20 protein-coding genes are annotated in these 21271 nt (G+C 55.6%); 13 read left to right on the top strand and 7 right to left on the bottom strand.

Translation table 11 applies throughout. The features are described from left to right. Positions 1-26: 26 nt before the first annotated feature. On the bottom strand, positions 27-620 hold the full coding sequence (locus NM686_RS00945) for a Tll0287-like domain-containing protein (RefSeq protein WP_255190073.1): 594 nt from the start codon (positions 618-620) through the stop codon (positions 27-29). Between the two features lie 146 nt (positions 621-766). Here NM686_RS00945 and hemF point away from each other — a divergent pair, with 146 nt between their 5' ends. From hemF to NM686_RS00915, 6 genes are all read left to right on the top strand, one after another. Beyond that, positions 767-1681: an oxygen-dependent coproporphyrinogen oxidase gene (gene hemF, locus NM686_RS00940; protein WP_255190072.1), complete on the top strand. Its 915-nt coding sequence runs from the start codon at positions 767-769 to the stop codon at positions 1679-1681. A gap of 141 nt (positions 1682-1822) precedes the next feature. After that, a complete protein-coding gene (locus NM686_RS00935) occupies positions 1823-3994 on the top strand; it encodes a zeta toxin family protein (RefSeq protein WP_255190071.1) in 2172 nt (723 codons plus the stop codon). A gap of 433 nt (positions 3995-4427) precedes the next feature. Then, entirely contained in the window at positions 4428-5408 is a 981-nt protein-coding gene (locus tag NM686_RS00930; RefSeq protein ID WP_255190070.1) for a DUF3592 domain-containing protein, read from the top strand. Between the two features lie 331 nt (positions 5409-5739). Further along, complete coding sequence (locus tag NM686_RS00925; protein ID WP_255190069.1) at positions 5740-6492, top strand: hypothetical protein; 753 nt, start codon at positions 5740-5742, stop codon at positions 6490-6492. A gap of 173 nt (positions 6493-6665) precedes the next feature. After that, entirely contained in the window at positions 6666-7628 is a 963-nt protein-coding gene (locus NM686_RS00920; RefSeq protein WP_255190068.1) for a hypothetical protein, read from the top strand. Positions 7629-8153: 525 nt separating this feature from the next. After that, positions 8154-9356 (top strand): glycoside hydrolase family 5 protein, encoded by a 1203-nt coding sequence (locus NM686_RS00915; protein WP_269022180.1) that lies wholly within the window; start codon positions 8154-8156, stop codon positions 9354-9356. A 154-nt stretch (positions 9357-9510) separates the two neighbouring features. Here the strand turns inward: NM686_RS00915 and NM686_RS00910 are convergent, their stop codons facing one another. Together NM686_RS00910 and NM686_RS00905 are read right to left on the bottom strand one after the other, a co-directional pair. Further along, positions 9511-9984 carry a DNA polymerase III subunit chi gene (locus tag NM686_RS00910; RefSeq protein WP_255190066.1) on the bottom strand — a complete coding sequence of 158 codons (474 nt, stop codon included), beginning with the start codon at positions 9982-9984 and terminating at the stop codon, positions 9511-9513. Next, positions 9971-11455: a leucyl aminopeptidase gene (locus NM686_RS00905; protein ID WP_255190065.1), complete on the bottom strand. Its 1485-nt coding sequence runs from the start codon at positions 11453-11455 to the stop codon at positions 9971-9973. The genes NM686_RS00910 and NM686_RS00905 overlap by 14 nt, the downstream gene beginning before the upstream one ends. Positions 11456-11656: 201 nt before the next feature. Between NM686_RS00905 and lptF the strand changes: the two genes are divergently transcribed. The 3 genes from lptF to NM686_RS00890 all read left to right on the top strand — a co-directional run bounded on the left by lptF (position 11657) and on the right by NM686_RS00890 (position 14185). Beyond that, positions 11657-12727, top strand: coding sequence for an LPS export ABC transporter permease LptF (gene lptF / locus NM686_RS00900; protein ID WP_407942377.1), 1071 nt, complete (start codon positions 11657-11659; stop codon positions 12725-12727). Further along, positions 12724-13791 carry an LPS export ABC transporter permease LptG gene (gene lptG / locus NM686_RS00895; protein ID WP_255190063.1) on the top strand — a complete coding sequence of 356 codons (1068 nt, stop codon included), beginning with the start codon at positions 12724-12726 and terminating at the stop codon, positions 13789-13791. Before lptF ends, lptG begins: the two co-directional genes overlap by 4 nt. Positions 13792-13876: 85 nt before the next feature. Continuing rightward, on the top strand, positions 13877-14185 hold the full coding sequence (locus NM686_RS00890) for a hypothetical protein (RefSeq protein WP_255190062.1): 309 nt from the start codon (positions 13877-13879) through the stop codon (positions 14183-14185). A 23-nt stretch (positions 14186-14208) separates the two neighbouring features. On the opposite strand, the gene NM686_RS00885 is transcribed toward NM686_RS00890, so the two are convergent. The 3 genes from NM686_RS00885 to NM686_RS00875 all read right to left on the bottom strand — a co-directional run bounded on the left by NM686_RS00885 (position 14209) and on the right by NM686_RS00875 (position 16452). Next, positions 14209-14370, bottom strand: coding sequence for a hypothetical protein (locus NM686_RS00885; RefSeq protein ID WP_255190061.1), 162 nt, complete (start codon positions 14368-14370; stop codon positions 14209-14211). Between the two features lie 286 nt (positions 14371-14656). Continuing rightward, complete coding sequence (locus tag NM686_RS00880) at positions 14657-15319, bottom strand: ABC transporter ATP-binding protein (protein WP_255190060.1); 663 nt, start codon at positions 15317-15319, stop codon at positions 14657-14659. Beyond that, positions 15316-16452, bottom strand: coding sequence for an efflux RND transporter periplasmic adaptor subunit (locus NM686_RS00875; RefSeq protein WP_269022883.1), 1137 nt, complete (start codon positions 16450-16452; stop codon positions 15316-15318). The genes NM686_RS00880 and NM686_RS00875 overlap by 4 nt, the downstream gene beginning before the upstream one ends. Positions 16453-16571: 119 nt before the next feature. On the opposite strand from NM686_RS00875, the gene NM686_RS00870 reads away from it, so the two are divergent. Further along, positions 16572-17165 carry a DUF502 domain-containing protein gene (locus NM686_RS00870; RefSeq protein ID WP_255190058.1) on the top strand — a complete coding sequence of 198 codons (594 nt, stop codon included), beginning with the start codon at positions 16572-16574 and terminating at the stop codon, positions 17163-17165. A gap of 34 nt (positions 17166-17199) precedes the next feature. Here NM686_RS00870 and NM686_RS00865 read toward each other — a convergent pair whose 3' ends face one another. Further along, the gene (locus tag NM686_RS00865) at positions 17200-18426 is read right to left on the bottom strand and encodes an NADP-dependent isocitrate dehydrogenase (protein ID WP_255190057.1); all 1227 of its coding nucleotides are present in this window, start codon (positions 18424-18426) and stop codon (positions 17200-17202) included. Positions 18427-18617: 191 nt separating this feature from the next. On the opposite strand from NM686_RS00865, the gene NM686_RS00860 reads away from it, so the two are divergent. The 3 genes from NM686_RS00860 to NM686_RS00850 all read left to right on the top strand — a co-directional run bounded on the left by NM686_RS00860 (position 18618) and on the right by NM686_RS00850 (position 21268). Continuing rightward, the gene (locus NM686_RS00860; protein WP_255190056.1) at positions 18618-18959 is read left to right on the top strand and encodes a TraR/DksA family transcriptional regulator; all 342 of its coding nucleotides are present in this window, start codon (positions 18618-18620) and stop codon (positions 18957-18959) included. Positions 18960-19081: 122 nt separating this feature from the next. Continuing rightward, complete coding sequence (locus NM686_RS00855; protein WP_255190055.1) at positions 19082-20119, top strand: type IV pilus twitching motility protein PilT; 1038 nt, start codon at positions 19082-19084, stop codon at positions 20117-20119. Between the two features lie 15 nt (positions 20120-20134). Next, positions 20135-21268 (top strand): PilT/PilU family type 4a pilus ATPase, encoded by a 1134-nt coding sequence (locus NM686_RS00850; protein WP_255190054.1) that lies wholly within the window; start codon positions 20135-20137, stop codon positions 21266-21268. The last annotated feature ends 3 nt before the right edge of the window (positions 21269-21271 follow it).

The following is a 21271-nucleotide window of genomic DNA, read 5'->3' as shown; positions in this document are numbered from 1 at the left end:
AAACGGGCAATCCACCGCATCGCTTACTATGGCTGTATCGGCCATTTTTGCTTGATCGACACGGCGCCGCGAATATCGCCGACGCGATAACCCGTCGCGCTATCTTCGGGATATTCCTTGGCCAATATGGCTTTGACTCCCGCCGATAGGTCGCTAGGCTGGCCATGACATTGCAGGCACATGGGCTGAGTCGGAATGGCTTTCATATAACGCAACCAGCGGCCGTCCGAGTCTTCCATGACCTCGCTCGTTTCCAGTGTCGCGATGTCTTGGGCTTTTTGCTGGTCGAATTTTTCCAAAATGTCCCGCTCCCAGGCATCCGGCTGCCCCAAGGTTTTATTGCGGTTTTTCAGCGATACCCGCCTCACTAGACGGCCGTCCTTGGAGTAATCGGCGGCCAAGGCCGGCGCCACGTATTTACAAACGCCGATCGCATTTTCGGCGCTAGTGGTTTCCAGTTGCTGTTTCAAGGTACCGCCGAGGCTCTGCATGAAGGCCTGGGTAATCTGCCGGCTTTCCTGCAAATAAGTTTGTTTGGCCGCATCGTCATCGGCTTGGCTTGCGCAAACCGCGCCGGAAAACAACACCAGCAGCACACTATATTTAATGCCATTTTTCATCGCTGACTCCGTAAAAATCTGTTGTAACAAATTGTTAACCAGAAAAAGCTAAAGCTTTTTCACTCCGCTGAGTTTTAAATTTGTGCAAAACCTACAAAAGCTGGTAGTTTCGTCGGCTGCAATTCATTCGATGATTAGGCTTTATCATGACCGAAGACGACATTACTCAAGTAAAGAACTATTTACTGAATTTACAAGATCAAATTTGCGCGGCATTGGAAACGCAGGAGCCAGAGGCGCGCTTCATAGAGGATGCCTGGCAGCGCGAGGAAGGCGGTGGCGGACGAACCCGGGTACTATCGAATGGCAAGGTATTCGAGCAGGGCGGCGTCAATTTCTCGCATGTCTCCGGCTTCAATCTGCCGCCGTCGGCGACCGCCAAGCGCCCGGAACTGGCCAACCGCCAATATGAAGCCATGGGCGTATCGCTGGTGATCCATCCGCGCAATCCTTACGTGCCGACCTCGCATGCCAATGTGCGCTTCTTCATCGCCAAAAAAGACGGCGAACCGACGATCTGGTGGTTTGGCGGCGGTTTCGATTTGACACCGTTTTATCCGTTCAAGGAAGACGTGCTGCACTGGCACCAGACCGCGCGCGAGGCCTGCCTGCCATTCGGCCACGACAAATACGTGCAATACAAAAAATGGTGCGACGACTATTTTTTCCTGAAGCACCGCAATGAAACCCGCGGCGTCGGCGGTCTGTTCTTCGACGACCTGAACCAGCCGGATTTCCCTCAAGCCTTTGGTTTCATGCAAAGCGTCGGCGATCATTACATCCCGGCCTATCTGCCCATCGTCGAGAAACGCAAGGATACGCCTTACGGCGAACGGGAACGCAATTTTCAGTTGTATCGGCGCGGCCGCTATGTCGAATTCAATCTGGTCTACGACCGCGGCACCCTGTTTGGCCTGCAATCGGGCGGCAGGACAGAATCCATTTTGATGTCGATGCCGCCAGTGGCACACTGGCAATATAATTGGCAAGCTGAACCCGGCAGCCCCGAAGCGGAACTCTACGAATGCTATTTGAAACCGCAAAATTGGCTGGACACATAAGAGCGTAAGATGTGTTGAATGACATGAAGCTCAACGGGAGGCCGCAGGATAGACGGCAAGCCACGGAAAAGGCTCAGAATAATTATTAGAACGATGCGGAGCCCGCCAAGCAAGAGCAGGGCCAGCGAGAGGAAGGATAATATGAGTCAAAACCCCCACCGGCGCATCCCGGCCTACCGGCAACTGAAGCGCCTGCGCACGGCGCTGGCGATTGCCCAGGGTACGCGGCTGTTGTCCAAACTGCTGCAGGAACTGGAGGCGACCGTCTCCCACGACCAGACCAAGCGCGTCACCTATATGACCGGTTTGTTCTCCCGCATCCACCGGGAAATGTTCAGCGACTGGCGGGAACAAGTCACCGTCAATCACCGGCCCGGCACCATGCTGGACAAGGACAAACGCAAGCAGTTTCGCATCGTCATCGAGCGCCTGGTATTGGACGGCGACAGCAGCAAACGCCACAGCGCGATTTTCGACAACAACGGCTTTGTCATCCATTGCGAGGACATCGCCGAACGCATGGCCAGGCTGTACCAGGATTTGCGCTGCATCCGGCCTTATTCCTACGGCAACCGCATCACGCTGGACTTTTTCATCACCGCATTGGGCAATCTGCCGGCCTTCAAGGCCGTCTACGAACAGGGCATAGACTTCCGCCGCCTGACGCCGGAGGACACCGCGGCCCTACACGATCCCGACAGCGATCATGCCGCGATCACTCAGGCTTTTAGGCATGCGCTGGACCCAACGCGCACCCGCAGCCTGCTCAACCAGGCCAACGGCTATGGCAAATGGCCGGAAAACAAACGCTTCTTGCAGGGCATTCCGTTTCTGTCGCATACCACCTCCGACGGCGTGGAGTGCATCGTCACGGTCAATGGCGGCCTGGTGCCCCTGAGCAGCATCGAAGTGGACAAATTCATCACCGGCCAGCATTTCGTCGACAACCCATTGAGCGTGTCCGAAAAAGTCATAGGCTTCCTGCCCGGCACCGAAGAATTGCGCGCGCCCGGCAAGATCGCCATCGATTGCATTCCGGTGCGTGAAGACGGCGTGGCGCCGTTGTTTTGCCTGGACATCAACATCCTGACCAGTCTGCGCCCACCCAGCCACGCCGAGTTGCTGGACTTGATCAAGCAATTCGCCGGCGAATCCGCCACGGTGTTCACCTTGGCCGATAACCCGACATTAAAAAACAAGATGCTGGCCGCCACCCAAGGCGAAACACGCCTGCGCCGCACGGTGGAAATCGCCTACCAGCGCCTGACCAAGATCAACCAAGCCCTGCAACGCGCCCTGGAAAAGATATTCACCGACAAAATTCCGGCCGATAAGCCCAGATTGTTCATGTGCATGGGCGGGGCCGGAGCCGGTAAAACGGCGGTCGAAGAAATCGCCCGCGCTCAATGCGGCGAGAATTTCGTCATCGCTTCACTCGACGAATTCCGCAAGCTCAGCGATCTGTATTGCCTGCTGACGGCCGCCGACCATCACAGTGACGATTACGTCTATGTGGAACCCTTCGCCAACCGATTGCGCGATCTGGTCGCGGAACATGCCCGTCAACGCAAGATCAATCTCCTGTACGACGGCACCGGCATTCCCTATCAGCCGCGCTATTCCGGCGTGATCGGTCAATTCCAGGCCGCCGGTTTCCATACCCAGATCACTGCGGTCGACGCCTTTCTGGTCAAGCCAGCCGGCCGTGAGCAGGAATTGTCGCGTTCCGGCGTGATCGGCAGCGTCAAGGCCCGCTTCGAAGCCACCGGCCGCGCCCTGCCCTGGGTGGTGACGATAGACAAACACATCCGTTCGCCGCAGTCCTTTCTGCAAGCCTTGCAGGATGCAGCACTGGCGAAACTGTCGCTGTTCGCCAACGACGGCGAGCGCGATCAACATTATCTGGTCGCGGAAAGTTTTTTATTGTACGACGAGGATGTCGAACACCTGCAACAGCAGCAAATCAACGGCACACTGGCGCAGCATTGCCTCACCATGATGAGCCGGCACAAGGATTCGATACTGAAAAATCTGGCCCAGGGCAACGAAGCAAGTTTGCAAGCCCTGATAGCCCGCAATCCGGGCCTGAGCGAAGACAACGTAGGCTATCTAGTCTATAGAGGCAGCGAGCACAATCGGGTGCTGTTGATATACAACCTGAAACGCCTGGTGGATTTCGTGCAAAAGCGCCAGCTCAACCCCAACGCCTCCGGCGAGGAAGGTCTATTGCATAAACCGACCGCGCTGGCGTTTCATGTCGATCCGGCGGCGAAACAGGCCTGGATCACGCGCTTGCAGGGAACGGTGGAATGACGAATAATCGAAATCAATGGCGGCCGCTGGTTTTTTCTCGTTCCCGCGCGTCGCGTGGGAATGCGGATCAACCCTACAGCGATGCCTGTTCCGCGACACGAACAAGCACGGTGTCACCATGCTGCGCGTCACTGCCATTAAGTTAAGGCGTCATACCGGCATGGATTGCCGGTATCCAGTTCACAGGGAAGTAAAAGGCCTCTGCCGTCCTTGGCTACTGGGTTTCGGCAAACCCTGCCGGAACGACGTGTTTTTCTTAACTTGACGCCCATGAAGGCTCGACATCATCCCGGCAAATGAAAGTTTTCTGGAGCGACACCCTCGTCGCGACGAAGGCGTCGCTCCAATAATGACTTTCAGCGTAATGGCCTTGAAGCTGCGCGTGGGAACGAGTCATCTCCGTAACTTTGGTTTCGCATATCCGGGAGACACGATGGAAGTCATCTATATCACCGGTGCGCTGATGATCGGCCTGATTGTCTTCGCCATCGGTTACAAGTTCTACCAGGTCCACAAGGCCGCCAATTGGCTGCAGACCAACGGCAAAGTGATCAGTGCCAAGGCGGTGTCACGGCGGCTGAGGACCGCACAGACACGCTTCGGCGCGGAAAAGGGCGGCGACGAGCAGATCCGTAACTTCGCCGACATCCGTTACGAATACCGGGTGAACGGCAAGCGTTACACCGGCCAGCGCGTCGGCATCGGTGAGGATCTCGGTGATCATGACGTGGCCGGCACGCTGGGCCGATACCCGCGCGGCTGCAGCGTCACCGTGTACTACAACCCGGCTGCCCCATCCGAGGCGGTACTGGAGCGAGATGCGCCGGAAGGCGTGTGGCGCACGATGATCATCTTCCTCCTGGTGCTGGTCGCGCTGGCGGTGGGTGGCGGCATGGGCTTTGACAAATTGGCCACCAGCCTCGAGACCAAGCTGAGCGATCCGGCGCGCGCGGTGCCGGTCGCCGCCTGCCTGGGTCTGGCGGCGTTTCTGATGCTGATGGGCGAGGCTCTGCGCCGCCAGGTCCGCGACGCACAGGCATGGCCGATCACAGAGGGACATATCGAGAGCGCAATCGTGGATAAGTTCATGTCCCTGGAACACAACCCCCATCACTCCACCATCAGCATGCGCTGGCAGCGCTTGTTCCGCCCGGATGTGGTATATCGCTACACGGTCGCCAACGTCGAATATCGTGGTACGCGGATAAGCCTCGGCGGCCGGGTCTATGCCACCTTCGACGCCTTCGCGCGCCAGCGCATCCGCCCTTACCGGCCGGGTGACAGGGTCACCGTCCATTATGATCCGGCCAATCCCGCGCTGGCATTGCTGGAAACGCGTGCCTACGGCGGCTGGGTGCCTTGGGTGCTGGCGTTACTGTTGGTGCTTGCGGCCGGCATGATCGCCTTGCGCTGACGGAGATTCAGATTGCGCCTGATCGCTACACCGGTTACAAGAAAGCAGGCTTCGTTTTTCGTATCAAGGTATTACGCTTGATGTGCTACGATCAAGCCATCCCGAATTTAACAACTAAACCCATAAGCTACATGTCGTGCTGCGCCAAACTCAAGTGCCAACGATTTTTAAGCGACTGTTTTATATTGGATTTTTATTTGTCCTATTGAAGAGGGCTTGGTCTTGCGTCTTATGGTGTATTGAATGATTCATGTAAACAAAAACAAGGCTTCGAATATCATGAGGACCGCTCTTTCGGCGTTTGGAAATTTGACCAAATGGTCCAGGCACCATGCAGCCCTTGCCTTTTGAAATCGCTGACGAGCGGGGCGGCCGCATCGCTGCCGACTGGGAAGAGGTCTTGATCCTGGTCGTGGCGATCGTGCTCCCGGCAGGCGTACTTTGGTGGAACGGCTACGCCCTCCAGGAGATTTTGGCGCTTTTGGCGGAAGAGTCCTATCTCAATCCGTTCAGCCTGATGCTGGGCTTGGCCCTAGTGGCGATACTCTGGCGGGTGGCGCGCGCCCTATTCACCGCTTTCAGCCTGCGTCGTGGCGGCGCTGCCATGCTCGAAGTGAAGCCGGGCAGCCGGTTGCGTCAGGGCGGCCGGCTCGTGGGCGCAATACGGCTAGGCCCCGGCGCGGTGGCTCGTCTGGACGGACATGCCCCGCGGGTCGAACTTGTGTGCGAGGATGTCTACGCCGTCGAACATGTAGGCGACATTCAGCGCAAACCAAGGCTGATCCCAATCGAATCCGCCCGGGTCGCCAGCAGCGATCTGGCAATAATTGACTCCGGGCACTTCGAGTTCACGCTTGCTTTCCCAAGCAGACTCAAACCATTGGCGGCGTTTATCGAGCGCGCCGACGGGACCGGTCGCGGCGCGACCTTCGTCACCCTTCCGTTCATGAAACCCCGGCTGATCGGCGGCGAAAGCCGTAAACCGCGGTCGCGCCGCTGGCGCGTGGAGGTGCTCGGTCGCGGCACGCTGGCGTCGTTCGATCTCTCCGGGTATGCCGAAGGCAGCGCTGCCAACGCCCATTGAGCCCTTATCGCACACAACTGGGTCAATCAAAGGGATTGATTCATTTTGCCTGTGCTCGCATAGTGCTTGCAAAAGGAAAAATCTCTTCGCGGTCTGGCAGTACCCCGACTCGTTTCCCAAAAATGCGGATAGCGTGACGCGTTCCAATTGACTCATTCGGAGTAAACCTAAAGATGAAAGGTTGCCTGATTTTGCTGGCGGTATTTGCCACGGCGTTTGGGCTGGAAAGCATGGCCATCGACGCGCTGAATCTGCCCCATGCCTGGATTCCGGCGCTATTGCTGGCGATGGGGGTGACGCTGCTGCTTGGCAGTTTTCAGGGAGTACTGGAAGCTTGGAGAACCCAAGCCACACCCGAGACTGATCCCCTTTCCTGGCGGGACGGGCAGAGGGTGCGGATCGGCGGCGTGCTGCGGGCCTTGGGTCCGCTGTTGCGGGCGCCGTTCAGCGGACGCGAGGTTTTGCTGCTTAGCTACAACGCCACGGCGCCACACTGGGACGCGGTGAACCGGCAGTCCAGGCCTTCGTTTCGGGGCATAGCTCTGGCACCATGCGCGTTGGAGACCGCATCCGGAAACATTGCCTTGGCCGGCGTACCCACGTTTGCCGACATCCCGGAACAGCAGTTTTTCGGCGTGGAGCATTTCGAGCGGGCCGCAAACCATCTGGCGGGCACGGCATGGGACGCAGCGCCGGATCTTTCGTCGGTTGACATGGATACGGCGCGTGCCGCCTTCTCCGGCGAGTCGGGCAACCTGCCGACGCATCTGATAAATCGACTGGCCCGACAGGCGCTTGGCATGGAGGACGGGCGGGGAAGCGTCGAACAGTATCGGCAACGGTTGGCGCAACAACACTGGTTGCTGCGCGAGCGGGTATTGACGGCTGATACCGAAGTAACCGTGGTGGCGACCTACCGCGCCAATCCCCCGCGACTGGACGTCGGTTACGGCCCCGCTACGGCCCAGCACGCCATGACACCCGGCTCGGCGGCGCAGACCGCGGCGAGAGGGCTTGGCCAAACGCTGATATTCGTACTGATTCTGGCGCTGCTGACGGCGGCGGGACACTACCTGGTGTTTCATTCCGGCGGGACGCTGTACCGCGAGCTTTTGGAACGAGTGGTGTCCAGGTGAACGTTTGGTAGATTTGGCTCGCTATGGATAGCTATCCATAGCGAGCCAAAGGCGACAAGCGATCGAGTTTTGCTGATGTCTGCAAATTGATGATAAGCCAATGCTTGGCTTGCGGCGGTAGACAGGGTTGAATGACAATGAAACCCAGCTTCGAAGCCAATAGGTTTTTTCAAATCCAGAGAGTCGTTTGTGCGATCAAGCTCGGTCATTTCAAACCTTCCGCTGGGTTTCGCTCTGCTCTTCACAGCCTACGACCCTTTGCCCTGTTTAATTTGCCTGGTGCATTGTGACACCGGTTAGAGGTAAGGGGGAGTCCATGTCATCAGCCTACAAGACGCACAATCGATTTATTTATAACTCGGGTGAAGTTGGGTAGAGGCTTTAACTAACTATGCTATATTCATGCTTATGAAACTGAATGCTGGTTTTCTCTCAAGTCTACCTAGCCGACCCGCCTTACTCTGGACGCTGATGCTATCGTCTCCTTTAAGTTGTTTCGCTTCGGATTTTCTTAAAGTGGATGGAATGGATATCAGGGACAATTACGGCGCGGGTAAAGAGGCTCATCTTTACGGCACCAATCTGGGAGGTTGGCGAGGGCATGAACCCTGGATGTCGCCATTAGCCGGAGCATCAAACGAGTGGGATGCGCGAAACATTCTTGCCGATCGTTTTGGTAAAGAGGCTGTCTGGGAGCTGTACAACACTTACTGGGATTCCTGGATCACGGAAACCGATTTCAAGAACATCAGGGATGCCGGTCTCAACTGTATCCGGTTACCGATATATGCCCATAATCACATGGATGATGAGGGCAACTGGAGACTGGATGAGACCGGGGCCATTGATTTATCCCGGATAGAATGGACCGTCAACAAAGCTCTGGAATATGGACTCTATACCATTCTTGATCTGCATGGTGCGCCGGGGTCACAAAACGGCGCCCATCATTCAGGCAGGCAAAACGGCGCTCTGCTTTACTCCTCTCCACTTTATCAGAATCAACTGGTTGAGTTTTGGGAAGCTCTTGCCTCGCGTTTTAAGGATAATGCCGCCGTGGCCGGTTATGACCTGCTGAATGAGCCCTCCGAGACGTTTCCCAGAAGGATGGGAGACCAGGTGGTTAGTCTTTATGACCGCCTGTATCAAGCTATCCGGGCTATTGACCCCGACCATATCATCATCATGGAAGCTATCTGGTGGTGGGATACACTTCCGAATCCCCAACAGAAAAATTGGGAAAACGTCGTCTATTCTTTGCATTATTACCAATGGCAAAACAATGAAGACTTCACGGTGATGAAGAATGCCGTGGACGGATGGATACAGGATGCTCAGAAATGGGGTTCAAAATACAACGTACCGCATTTTATCGGGGAGTTCACGCTGTTCGGAAATGCCGAATCCTGGAATTACGGACTTCAGCAATTTACAGAAACCGGCAGCCACTGGACAACTTGGTCTTATAAGGTGATGGGCCGCAATAACTGGGGCATGTACAACGCAGCAGAGCAAAACAATGTTGCCGATGTTGCTACGGATGATTTCAACACGATCAAATACAAATGGAGTCAGTGGAACACGCCGGAATATTTTTCACCCAACCCTACCGTCATCAACGCCATGCAAAAAGCAACCTCAGGTCGAAACCTGAAACGGCCGACTCAGGCCTTTTCCGCTAAATTAGAAAAACAGGCTGAACCAGAAATTGTTGGCATGGCGAATTAAGCCCTGATGTCTGCAAATTGATGATAAGCCAATACTTGGCTTGCGGCGGCAGGCTGATGACAATGAAACCCAGCTTCGAAGCTCAGTAGGGTACGCAGTGCGTACATCTTTTCTCCGTAAGTTGGCGCTTATACCCTTTCCCCTCAACGCCCATTTATTCCTTGCGCGCCCGCGACTCCACCCAACCCGTGGCTTCCTGTTTATGGGTAATGATTTCCAGGCCGGCATCCAGGTAATGCCGGTAGCGCTGGCGGCCGGCGCGTTTGCTTTCTTCGCTGTTATCCAGAATTTCGACGATGCGCTCGGTGGGTGCGTCGGTTGGGGGGAAGTTCGTGGACAGGTTGACGATGATTTTCTGCCAATCCACGGGAATATCGTTGCCGCCGATCAGGATGGTGTTTTTGTAGGCCGGCAATACGCCTTGGTAAACCTGATGCGGGACGAAACTGCCGGCGCGGAAGGTCCACAGTAATTTGTCGACTTCGGCGGCCTGCGCCGCGTGCTCGGTCAGCACATAACAGGACTGGCCGCCGCGGTAGATTTTTTCGATCAGTTTGCAGGCGAAATCCTGGCGCTCGGCTTGGGAGCTGGACGCCAGAACGTAAAAAACGACTTCAGGCCGAGGCACGGTTGATCAGATATTGACTCAACAAAGCCACGGGACGCCCGGTTGCGCCTTTGTTGGCGCCGGTGCGCCAGGCGGTACCAGCGATGTCGATGTGCGCCCAGCGATAATCCTCGGCGAATTTGGATAAAAACACCGCCGCGGTAATGCTGCCGCCGTCGGGCCCACCGATGTTGGCCAAGTCGGCAAAGTTGGACTTCAGTTGCTCCTGATATTCCTCCCAGATCGGCATGCGCCAAACCCAATCGCAGGCGGTTTCGCTGGCCTTGACCAAGTCGTCGCAGAGTTTGTCGTCATTGCCGAACAAACCGCTGGGCACGCGGCCCAAGGCGACGATGCAGGCGCCGGTCAACGTCGCCATGTCGATGACGACGTCGGGGTCGTATTTTTTGGCATAGGTCAAGGTGTCGCACAGAATCAAACGGCCCTCTGCGTCGGTGTTCAAGACCTCTATGGTTTTCCCGGCCATGCTGGTCAGAATGTCGCCCGGCTTGTTGGCGTTGCCGTCCGGCAGATTTTCCGAAGACGGAATCAGGCCGACGATATTCAGCTTCAGATTCATCAGGCTGGCCGCGCGCAAGATGCCCAGCACGCTGGCGCCGCCGCACATGTCGTATTTCATTTCGTCCATGCCCTGGCCCGGTTTCAGCGAAATGCCGCCGGCATCGAAGGTCAGGCCCTTGCCGACCAGCACGATGGGTTTGACGTGCGCATCGCTGCCTTCGTATTGCAGGCAAATCAATTTGGCCGGCTGACGGCTGCCGCGCGATACCGACAGGAAGGCACCCATGCCCAGGGCTTCCATATCGCTTTCTTCCAAAATTTCGCAGCTCAGCTTTTCGTGCTCGCCGGCCAAGGCCAGAGCCTGTTCCGCCAAATAGGTCGGGGTGCAAATGTTGCCCGGCAAGTCGCCCAGTTGTTTGGTCAAGGCCATGCCTTGAGCGATGGCGCGGCCTTGGCTCAAGCCGGCTTCGGCCAATGCTTGATTGGCGTCATTGCAGACGATGGTCAGGGCTTGCAGCGCGACCTTATCATCGCACTGCTTGGTAGCGGTATATTGGTAAAAACCGTCGTTGACGACCTCGACGATTTGCCGCGCCAGCCATTGCGCATCGCTTGCCGCGACTTCTACGTCCAGCAAGGCGCAACTGGCCTGTTTGACTTTGGCGTCTTTCAGCACCTTGGTCGCCGCGGCCAGCGCTTTGCGGAACTGCTTGCGGTTCAGTTTGCCGCGTTCGCCAAAACCGACCAGCACGATGCGGTTAATGTTTTCGAACGGCAGATTGTTGATCAACAGGGTTTCGGCATTCTTGCCGTTGATGTCGCCGCGAGCGAGCAGCTTGCCGATCAGCCCGCCACAAAGCCCATCCAGAGCCGCCGCCGCGGGGCTAAGTTGTTGCTTTTCGTAAATACCGACCACAACACAATCGCTTTGCAGTTTGTCTAAGGTTACGCTTTCTATAGAATAGTCCATGGCAGTGTCTGTCTGTGTCGTAAGTAAAAGTCTTCCCGAAGGGGATGTTTGCCGGAATTATACATGACAGCACCGATAATCATGAGGCTGGACGCACGCCTGTCGGCCCACTTCCTTATTCCGTGGAGAAGTTTATTGAACACTGATCGAGCAATACCTGGCGCCGGCCGACCGATTCGGCTGTTGACGGTGTTGGACAAGATGATCATCAAGGATCTGTTTAAAACCGTCGTCTCGGTCTTGACGGTACTGGTCGTGATCATCGTCAGCCGTAAATTCATCAAGGTCCTCGCGCAAGCCATCGAAGGCAATATCGCCGGCGACACCGTCATGGCCTTGCTGGGTCTTAGAATCGTCATCGCCACGACCACGTTTTTACCGGCGGCCCTGTTCATGGCCATTTTGATGGTATTGGGTCGTATGCACCGGGAACAGGAGATGGCGGCCATTTCATCGGCCGGCGGCGGCGTTTTTACCATCTACCGCGCGGTATTCTGGCTGGTGTTGCCCTTGAGCGCCTGCGCGGCCGGCTTGTCCATGTACGCCACGCCGTGGGCGGAAGCCCAGACGCAAAAACTGATGCATCAAGACAAGGAAAATGCCGATATTCGCGGCATTTCCGCCGGCCGTTTCAGCGAATACAGCGGCGGCGAATTGATTTTTTATACCGAGAACGTCGATGTGTCCGGCAAGATGCAGCACGTTTTCGTGCAAAACAAACAAGGCGAAAAACTGGGGGTTGTGAATGCCCGAAATGGCCGCCTGGAATATTTGCCGGGCGGTTTGTATTTGATTCTTGAACATGGCGAACGGGTACAGGGCATACCCGGCCAGAAGGATTACACCCTCGAAGCCTTTCAAGAATATGCGGTTTTAGTGGAGAAAAAGACCATCGCGTTCGTACCTCCCACAGAAGGCCTGCCAACCAAACAAATTTGGGGCTCGGCCGATACACGGGAAATTGCGCTGCTGCAAGATCGCTTGAACGCGCCGATGGGTACATTGCTGCTGGCCTTTTTGGCGGTACCGCTGGCCAAGTCCGCCCCGCGCGGAGGTGTCTACGGCAGCATGTTGATTGCATTCGGCATCTATTTCGCATACGCCAACTTACAGCGCGTCAACCACAGCTGGGTCATCAGCGGCAAGGTCCCTACCTGGCTTGGCTATTTCTGGGTGGAAGCCTTATTGCTCACCGTGGGCTTGATCATGCTCGCGCGCTTGTACAGCTGGAAATGGATAGTCCTCAAATTGACCGGCAAGGTAAACCCGTGAATGTCCTGACGCTTTACATCATCAAGGAAGTCGGCAAAGGCTCGTTATTAGCCTTGCTGCTTTTGTTAACCTTGTTCAATCTGTTCACCTTCAGCGATGAACTGAAAGACATCGGCCATGGCAATTACGGGCTAAAGCAGATCTTGCTGTATCTCGCGCTAACCTCGCCGCGGGTGTTTTTCGAACTGGTGCCTTCGGCTGCATTGCTAGGCAGCCTGTTCGTCGTCGGCGCCATGGCCAACAACCGGGAAATCGTCGCCATGCGCGCCGCCGGCTTGTCGACCGGCTGGATCATCCGCAGCATCATGCTGGCAGGCTTGTTGCTGGTATTAGTCGCGGTGTTCGTCGGTGAATTCGTCGCTCCTCCCAGTGAACGCGCCGCCCAGCTGCTGAAAACCACCGCGCAAAACAAAGGCATCGTCATGCGTTCGCAATACGGCATGTGGTTACGGGAAGGCAACCGTTACATCAACGTGCGCCAGATTCTCGATGACGGCTCGCTGGGCGACATTCGGGTCTACGAAATTGACGATCAGCACAAGCTAAACCAAGTCACCCACGCAGAACACGGTAAATTTCTTGGCGATCAACAATGGCTGCTGACCAACGTCCAGCGGTCCACGATAAGCCCGCGGCAGATTAACGCCGATACCCAGGCAGAGATACAGTGGCAGTCGACCATCGAATCCGATTTACTCAAAGTCGCGGTCGTCAATTCCGACAACCTGTCGCTGTATGATTTGTACATGTACATCGACTTCTTGAAAACCAACAACCAGAAATCGCAGAACTATGAAATGGCATTCTGGAGCCGCCTGGTCAACCCCTTGGTGACCTTCGTGATGCTGATGGTCTCGGTTCCGTTCGTAATCGGCATAGGCCGCGGCATCAGCACCGGCGGACGCATCATGATGGGAGTCTTGATAGGCATGAGCTTCAACATCATGGACAGGATTGCCGGCCATATGGGTTTGATTTACGACATCAATCCGATAGTGATGGCGATCACGCCGAGTTTCCTGGTATTTTCCGCGGCGCTGTACGCGGTATGGCGAGTCAGTTGATCCGAGCAAGCACGGCCATTGCAGTTTGACGGGCGTTTTGAGATAGTTTTACTTTTTATGTTCATCCACACGAGGGAATATGACGATGCGGAACACGAGCCGTTTAACACTCGTACTGACCTGCGCCCTGCCAGCATTGCTGCTGACAGGTTGCGCCAGCGACCCCACGCCACCGCCGCAAGAAAAAATCCTGTCTGGCGACCAAATGCTGCGTGACAGCCAAGGCATCGCGCAGCTGGGCACCCGCTGGCAGGAAGGCAAACAACTGGTCGAGCGCGGACAAGCCTTGCAGCGCGAAGGACAGGCCAAAATCGACGAAGGCCGCGGCCTGATCGAGGAAGGCCAGAAAATCATGCGCGAAAGCGAGGAAAGCTACAAAAACATCAAGCAGTAGCAAAACCTGACCTCGCGCCTGCTTTAGCCAATCTCCGGAGCTGCCAGCAAACAGCTGGCAGCTTTGGGATTATCATCAAAAATCACTTCCCTGTATTTCTCCAGAAGAGCATGTCCTGATATTGTCGGGAATCGCTTTTCGGCAAGTTGTTTTTGCCGGAAAATTAAAACTCCGGACTGTTTCACATTGTCAAAGCCGTGCAACGGCGGAAATGCCAACGACCCAGCAGAAATCATTGGCCTTAGTGCTTACCCTGATGCCATGTTCATGCCCCCGAGGTCCCCATGAAAAAAGTGCGCAAAACAGTCTATTGCCCACGCTGCGGCAGCGAAATTTCAGCGGAAGAATCCGCGCTTTTACAAGGCGCCGCCTGTGCCTTATGCGCAGAAATGCAGCTGGAGGCTCAAATGATTCATGCCCAGCGTCTGAATAGACCCAGGCCACTTTTGACCATCGTCGGCCCCGTCGACATCAAACTACAATTGCCCCATCCACGATCCTGATGCGCCGCTTGGCGCGCTCGCCGATAGCTTTGTCATGGGTGATGATCATCAAGGTCACGCCCTGTTGATTCAACTGCTCCAATAACTCGATGATTTCCAAGCCGGCTTTGCTATCCAGATTGCCGGTCGGCTCGTCGGCCAGCAGTATCGCCGGCCGCATGATCATGGCCCGGGCAATCGCGATGCGTTGCAGCTGGCCGCCGGACAACTGATTCGGCCTGTGTTCGGACCTGTCCAGCAGATTCACCGATAGCAAAGCCTCCCTCACCTTTTGTTTGCGCTGGCGACTATCGATACCGGCCAAAATCATCGGCATTTCGATGTTTTCGGCGGCGGTCAGGCGGGGAATCAAATGAAAAAACTGAAACACAAAACCGATGTTGTCCCGTCGAACCCGTGCCAGTTCATCATCGCTCTGCCGTGTAACATCATTGCCGTTCAGAATATAGCGGCCGGACGAAGGTTGATCCAGCAAGGCAATGATATTCAATAGCGTCGACTTTCCGGAACCCGACGGCCCCATCACCGAGACATATTCACCGCGCTCGACCAACAAATCGACACCATTCAGCGCATGTACCGTTTGCTCGCCAACCTGGAAATAACGACGAATACCATTGAGCTCTATCATGGCTTGATGCTGACCTGCGCGCCATCCACCACGCCTTCCTTGCCCACCGACAACACCACCCTATCGCCAGCCTTGAGACCAGCCAGCACTTCGGTGAAATTCCAATTAGCCAAACCCGGCTGGAAAGTTTTTTCATGCAGCACATTATTGTCGTCGATCAGCAACACCCGGTTATTTTCCAAAATCGCCTCGGCCGGCAGGCGCAAGGCCCGGTCTTTTTGCGCCAGCAACACTTCGATATCGGCACTATAACCCGGCAGCAATTCCGCCAAATCCTTGGGATCTTTCAGAGTAACCTCCACTTCCACCGTGCGCGCCTGTTTTTCCTTTTCCAGCACATAGGGCGCGATGCGGGTCACGACGCCGGAACAGCGTTTGTCGGCAAAAGCATCCAGCGACACGCACGCCTTCATGCCGGTTCTGATTGCGGCGGCATCGACTTCGTCTATCGGCGCCGACACCGTCAGACAGCTGACATCCAGTAGATCGATGGGCGGCAAGGTCGGAATGCCGGGCGGCGACGGCGTGACGAATTCACCCAGTTCCGCATTGACCTCAGCCACCGTGCCATCGAATGGCGCCAGCACCATGGTTCTGCGCACCGCGGCTTCGGCAACCGCCAATTGTGCTCCAGCAACTTCTGTTGCCAACCGCGCGGCGCGACACGCGGCCCGTTGCGATTTACTGCCGGTCACGGATTTATCGACCTGCTCTACCGAAACGATCTGCTTGTTTTGTTGCAAGCGCGACAATCGCTCGGCTTCGCGCTCCGCGCCGCCCGCCAAATAACAGGCTTGTTCCGCGCTGGCGCGACTGGCTTCGATTTGCGCCTTTTGCAATTCGACTTGGGCTTTCAAATCCTGATTCCATACTTCCAGCAGCAATTGCCCTTGTTTGACCTTGTCACTCTCCCGCACATGCAGCGCGGCAACCTGGCCACCGGTGGCTGGCGCCAAATAAGCACGGCGGCAGGCCTTGACCGTACCGACCCGCGTGTTGGCCACCGTCGCTTGCACTTCACCGTCGGCAAGAGTATGGATTTCCACTTCAACCAGCCGGGGCCTACGACTGTAAATGACGAGCGCAACGGCGAAAACCAGTGAAACCGCTATGATCAAAGTTTTTTTTGAAATCACGATGTGGATTGGTTTAGGATTAACAAGCTCTAGCCTACAGCGATAAGTATAAATTGCAAGGCGATTGCGCAGCTTCAGGTAATTCAAATCTGCCGAAACTATTAGAGGAATCGATCATGAAAGACAACCTGAAAACAGTCATCGACTATGTACTGATCGGCGTCATCGGTTTTCTGCCGATTGCCTTGGTTTTTCAAATCGTGGTGTACATAGAGCGTTTTCTGCGCGACTTTGTACTGCTGGTGCATGGTCGATATGAAAATCCCCTGGTAACGGTTGCGTTGTTTGCCGTCGCCATCGGCTTGTTAGCCTACTTCGGCAAGTTGTTGAAGCATGACAGGGCCCATCTGCTGTATTACCTGGAATCCTTCATCCTGCGCATACCCTTGATCGGCAGTCTTTACCGGGTCACCCGCAAATTGTTGAACCTGTTTCTGACCACGGAAGAATCGCAAGTACGAGAAACGGTTTACGTCGAGTACCCCAAGGACGGCATGTGGGTACCGGCCTATGTAACCAACCGCATCGGCGACTGTTATATTTTGTATGTGCCGACCTCGCCCAATCCGACCTCGGGCTTTACCGTGATGGTGCATAAATCCAAGGTAATCAGCTCCAATATGGACATCGAGCAAGTCTCCAGCTTCGTCATCAGTGTCGGCGTCGATTACGCCAAACCCGACGATATCAAAGCCCTGTACCCTGATTGAGCACGCCCTGTCCCCAGTCCGCGCTTGCAATGCCTCAAGCCAGGCTTTTCTCTAAATTGGCCCGCAAAACGTCCAGAAATGCCTCGGTGGTCAAATAATCCGAGGCTTGCAACTGCTCACCATGGATGCACAAGGCTAGATCCTTGGTCATCAGGCCTGCTTCGACGGTTTCGACGCAAACTTGCTCCAGCGTCTGGCAAAATCGGATCAATTCGCCGTTGCCATCCAGCTTGCCGCGAAAAGCCAAACCGCGGGTCCAGGCAAAGATGGACGCAATCGGATTGGTCGAGGTCGGCTGACCTTGCTGATGCTGGCGATAATGCCGCGTAACGGTGCCGTGAGCGGCTTCGGCCTCCAGGATCTTGCCGTCCGGCGTCACCAATACCGACGTCATCAGCCCCAACGAGCCGAAACCTTGCGCCACCGTGTCCGATTGCACATCCCCGTCGTAATTCTTGCAGGCCCAGACGAAAGCCCCATTCCATTTCAGCGCCGAAGCCACCATGTCGTCGATCAATTTGTGTTCATAGACGATGCCTTTGGCGGCGAATAGCGGTTTGAATTCGGCGTGGTAGATTGCCTCGAAGATGTCCTTGAAGCGGCCATCATATTTTTTCAGGATCGTGTTCTTGGTAGACAGGTACAAAGGCCAGCCGCGATCCAGGGCCACATTGAAGCAACTGCGGGCAAAGCCGGCGATGGACTCGTCGGTGTTGTACATCGCCAACGCCACGCCGTCGCCCTCGAAATGGTAAACCTCGTAAGACAGCTCGGGGCCGCCATCGTCCGGGGTAAAGCTGATTTTCAGCGTGCCCTTGCCTTGTGTCACGAAATCGGTGGCGCGATACTGATCGCCGAAGGCATGGCGGCCGATGCAGATAGGCTGGGTCCAATTCGGCACCAGACGCGGCACGTTTTTGCAAATGATGGGCTCGCGGAACACGGTGCCATCGAGGATGTTGCGTATCGTACCGTTGGGCGACTTGTACATCTTCTTCAAGCCAAACTCGGCGACACGGGCTTCATCAGGGGTGATCGTGGCGCATTTGATGCCGACGCCGTGCCTCTTGATGGCATGAGCGGCTTCTATCGTCACCTGGTCATCGGTGGCATCGCGGTTTTCCATGCCCAAATCATAATATTCTATGGGCAAATCCAGATAGGGCAGAATCAGCGCGTCCTTGATGAAACGCCAAATGATGCGGGTCATTTCGTCGCCGTCGAGCTCGACGATAGAGTTTTTGACGAGTATCTTGCCCATGCCGTGCTCCCAATGCTGATGAGTTAAAGTCGAGTATAGTCTGACATACCTCGATACGCTTGCGCCATGTCACAGCCTTGGGGCTTCGATATTGCGCCTGTGCCCGCTTCATTGTATAAGAACCCTACGCTCGAAACGCCATTGGAATGGGCGCCATCACGCAATAGGCAGCCTTGCTGCGGAGACCTTACATGAAAGAATATCAAGACGTGCGCAATCATCTGCTGGAGATGCTGGAAGAACTGGACGACCGTTTGGGCAAAATCACCGATGACGTCAAACATATCGACAAGCCCCTGGATCAGGATTTTTCCGAACAAGCCGTCGAAGCCGAAAACGACGAGGTGTTGGATGCGCTAGGCAACACGACCCGCGCCGAAGTGGAAAAAATCAAGCAGGCCATTTCCCGAATCGACGCCGGCACCTACGGCATTTGCTTGCTCTGCGGCGAACCGATTAGAAAAGAGCGCCTGGCGGCATTGCCTTATGCCAATTACTGCATCCAATGCGCGCAGCGCCGTGAACTTCGCTGACGCAGCTACTTTCGCGTTATCGAGACGTTTCGACTCGCCAACGCCTATCGCCGGCAAGATCAACGACAATCCTGTACTATGCTTCCCCACTTGTTTTCACTTCAACCCCTGGTAATTGAGTCATGGACATCGCCGAATTATTGACTTTTTCCGTTAAAAACAAAGCCTCGGACTTGCATTTGTCCGCCGGTTTACCTCCCATGATTCGGGTCGACGGCGATATCCGTCGCATCAATATCCCGGCCTTGGATCACAAGGAAGTCCATGCGCTGATCTATGACATCATGAACGACAAGCAGCGCCGCGATTACGAGGAATTCCTGGAAACCGACTTTTCCTTCGCCCTGCCCGGCGTCGCCCGCTTTCGTGTCAACGCGTTCAATCAGGACAGAGGCGCGGGCGCTGTGTTCAGGACCATTCCTTCCAAGGTCTTGACGCTGGAAGAACTGGGGGCGCCGAAATTTTTCGAAGAGCTCTGCACCAAGCCGCGCGGCCTGATTCTGGTGACCGGTCCGACCGGTTCCGGTAAATCCACCACGCTGGCGGCGATGATCAACCATATCAATACCAACGATTATGCCCACATCCTGACGGTCGAAGATCCGATCGAGTTCGTGCATGAAAGCCAGAAATGCCTGGTCAACCAACGCGAGGTGCACCGGGACACCCTCGGCTTCAACGAAGCCTTGCGCTCGGCGCTGAGGGAAGATCCGGACATCATCCTGGTCGGCGAGATGCGGGACCTGGAAACCATCCGTCTGGCCCTGACCGCGGCGGAAACCGGCCACTTGGTGTTCGGCACCCTGCACACCACCTCGGCGGCGAAAACCATAGACCGTATCATCGACGTGTTCCCAGCCGCGGAAAAAGACATGATCCGCTCGATGCTGTCTGAATCCTTGCAGGCCGTCATCTCGCAAACACTGCTGAAAAAAGTCGGCGGTGGCCGGATTGCCGCCCACGAAATCATGGTCGGCACTGCGGCGATCCGCAATCTGATCCGGGAAGCCAAGGTCGCGCAAATGTATTCGGCAATCCAGACCGGCCGCAAGGACGGCATGCAGACCCTGGATCAAAATTTAAAAGAAATGGTCGACAAGGGCTTGATCACCGCCAAATCGGCCATGGTCAAAGCCGTCAACAAAGATTTGTTCCGTTAACTTCAGGAGCCTGTCATGGATTTCAAAGCATTATTGGCCTTGATGGTGGAAAAAAAGGCCTCGGATTTATTCATCACCGCCGGCAAACCGCCGTGCATGAAAATCGACGGCAAAGTCGTTGAAGTTTCCAAAAACGTGCTGAACTCCGATCAAGCGATGCGCGTGGTGCTCAGCATCATGGATCAACGGCATAAGGACGAATTCGAACATACCAAGGAATGTCAGTTTGCCTTGGGCGTGGAAGGCCTGGGCCGCTTCCGTGTCAGCGCCTTTACCCAACGCGATGCCGCCGGCATGGTGCTGCGCCGCATCGAAACCACCGTTCCGACCTCGGAAGAACTGCACTTGCCGCCCGTTCTGAAAGAACTGATCATGTACAAACGCGGCCTGGTATTGTTCGTCGGCGCCACCGGCACCGGTAAATCGACCTCGCTGGCGGCCTTGATACGCCACCGTAACGAGAACAGCAACGGCCATATCATCACGATAGAAGACCCCATCGAGTTCGTGCACCCGCATCTGGGTTGCATCATCACCCAGCGCGAGGTGGGCTTGGATACCGAGTCTTACGAAGTGGCGCTGAAAAACACCCTGCGCCAAGCGCCGGACGTGATTCTGATCGGCGAGGTCCGCACCAAGGAAACCATGCAGCATGCGATCACCTTCTCCGAGACTGGCCACTTATGCTTATGCACCCTGCACGCCAACAACGCCAACCAGGCGCTGGATCGGATTCTGCATTTCTTCCCGGAAGACATGCACAGTCAAATCTTCATGGATTTATCGCTTAACCTGCGCGGCATCGTTGCCCAACAACTGGTCAAGCGTACCGATGGCAAGGGCCGTTATCCGGCGATCGAAATCCTGCTGAACACGCCGTTGGTTTCCGATTTGATCCGCAAGGGCGAAGTGCATAAACTGAAGGAATTGATGAAAAACTCGCGCGAGCATGGCATGCAAACCTTCGACCAGGCCTTGTACGACTTGTACACCGCCGGCAAGATCAGCTATGAAGACGCCTTGAATGCCGCCGACTCCCGCAACGAAGTCAGGTTGATGATCAAACTGGGCGCTGAAAACGCGAATTTCGATAACGACGAAATGAGGCTGACCGAAACCGACGAAGACGGTGGCAGCCTGTATAAATAACCG

It is taken from the genome of Methylomonas rapida, assembly GCF_024360925.2.
Lineage (GTDB): Bacteria > Pseudomonadota > Gammaproteobacteria > Methylococcales > Methylomonadaceae > Methylomonas > Methylomonas rapida.
This window is presented reverse-complemented; position numbering and strand designations above follow the sequence as displayed.

Excerpts from the sequence above, each read along its gene's own strand:
- NM686_RS00915 (WP_269022180.1), top strand. The coding sequence starts at position 8,154 with ATGGATATCAGGGACAATTACGGCGCGGGTAAAGAGGCTCATCTTTAC.
- NM686_RS00945 (WP_255190073.1), bottom strand. The coding sequence starts at position 620 with ATGAAAAATGGCATTAAATATAGTGTGCTGCTGGTGTTGTTTTCCGGC.
- lptF (WP_407942377.1), top strand. The coding sequence starts at position 11,657 with ATGATCATCAAGGATCTGTTTAAAACCGTCGTCTCGGTCTTGACGGTA.
- hemF (WP_255190072.1), top strand. The coding sequence starts at position 767 with ATGACCGAAGACGACATTACTCAAGTAAAGAACTATTTACTGAATTTA.
- NM686_RS00905 (WP_255190065.1), bottom strand. The coding sequence starts at position 11,455 with ATGGACTATTCTATAGAAAGCGTAACCTTAGACAAACTGCAAAGCGAT.
- NM686_RS00925 (WP_255190069.1), top strand. The coding sequence starts at position 5,740 with ATGCAGCCCTTGCCTTTTGAAATCGCTGACGAGCGGGGCGGCCGCATC.
- NM686_RS00865 (WP_255190057.1), bottom strand. The coding sequence starts at position 18,426 with ATGGGCAAGATACTCGTCAAAAACTCTATCGTCGAGCTCGACGGCGAC.
- NM686_RS00880 (WP_255190060.1), bottom strand. The coding sequence starts at position 15,319 with ATGATAGAGCTCAATGGTATTCGTCGTTATTTCCAGGTTGGCGAGCAA.
- NM686_RS00890 (WP_255190062.1), top strand. The coding sequence starts at position 13,877 with ATGCGGAACACGAGCCGTTTAACACTCGTACTGACCTGCGCCCTGCCA.
- NM686_RS00935 (WP_255190071.1), top strand. The coding sequence starts at position 1,823 with ATGAGTCAAAACCCCCACCGGCGCATCCCGGCCTACCGGCAACTGAAG.
- NM686_RS00920 (WP_255190068.1), top strand. The coding sequence starts at position 6,666 with ATGAAAGGTTGCCTGATTTTGCTGGCGGTATTTGCCACGGCGTTTGGG.
- NM686_RS00855 (WP_255190055.1), top strand. The coding sequence starts at position 19,082 with ATGGACATCGCCGAATTATTGACTTTTTCCGTTAAAAACAAAGCCTCG.
- NM686_RS00860 (WP_255190056.1), top strand. The coding sequence starts at position 18,618 with ATGAAAGAATATCAAGACGTGCGCAATCATCTGCTGGAGATGCTGGAA.
- NM686_RS00930 (WP_255190070.1), top strand. The coding sequence starts at position 4,428 with ATGGAAGTCATCTATATCACCGGTGCGCTGATGATCGGCCTGATTGTC.
- NM686_RS00850 (WP_255190054.1), top strand. The coding sequence starts at position 20,135 with ATGGATTTCAAAGCATTATTGGCCTTGATGGTGGAAAAAAAGGCCTCG.
- NM686_RS00870 (WP_255190058.1), top strand. The coding sequence starts at position 16,572 with ATGAAAGACAACCTGAAAACAGTCATCGACTATGTACTGATCGGCGTC.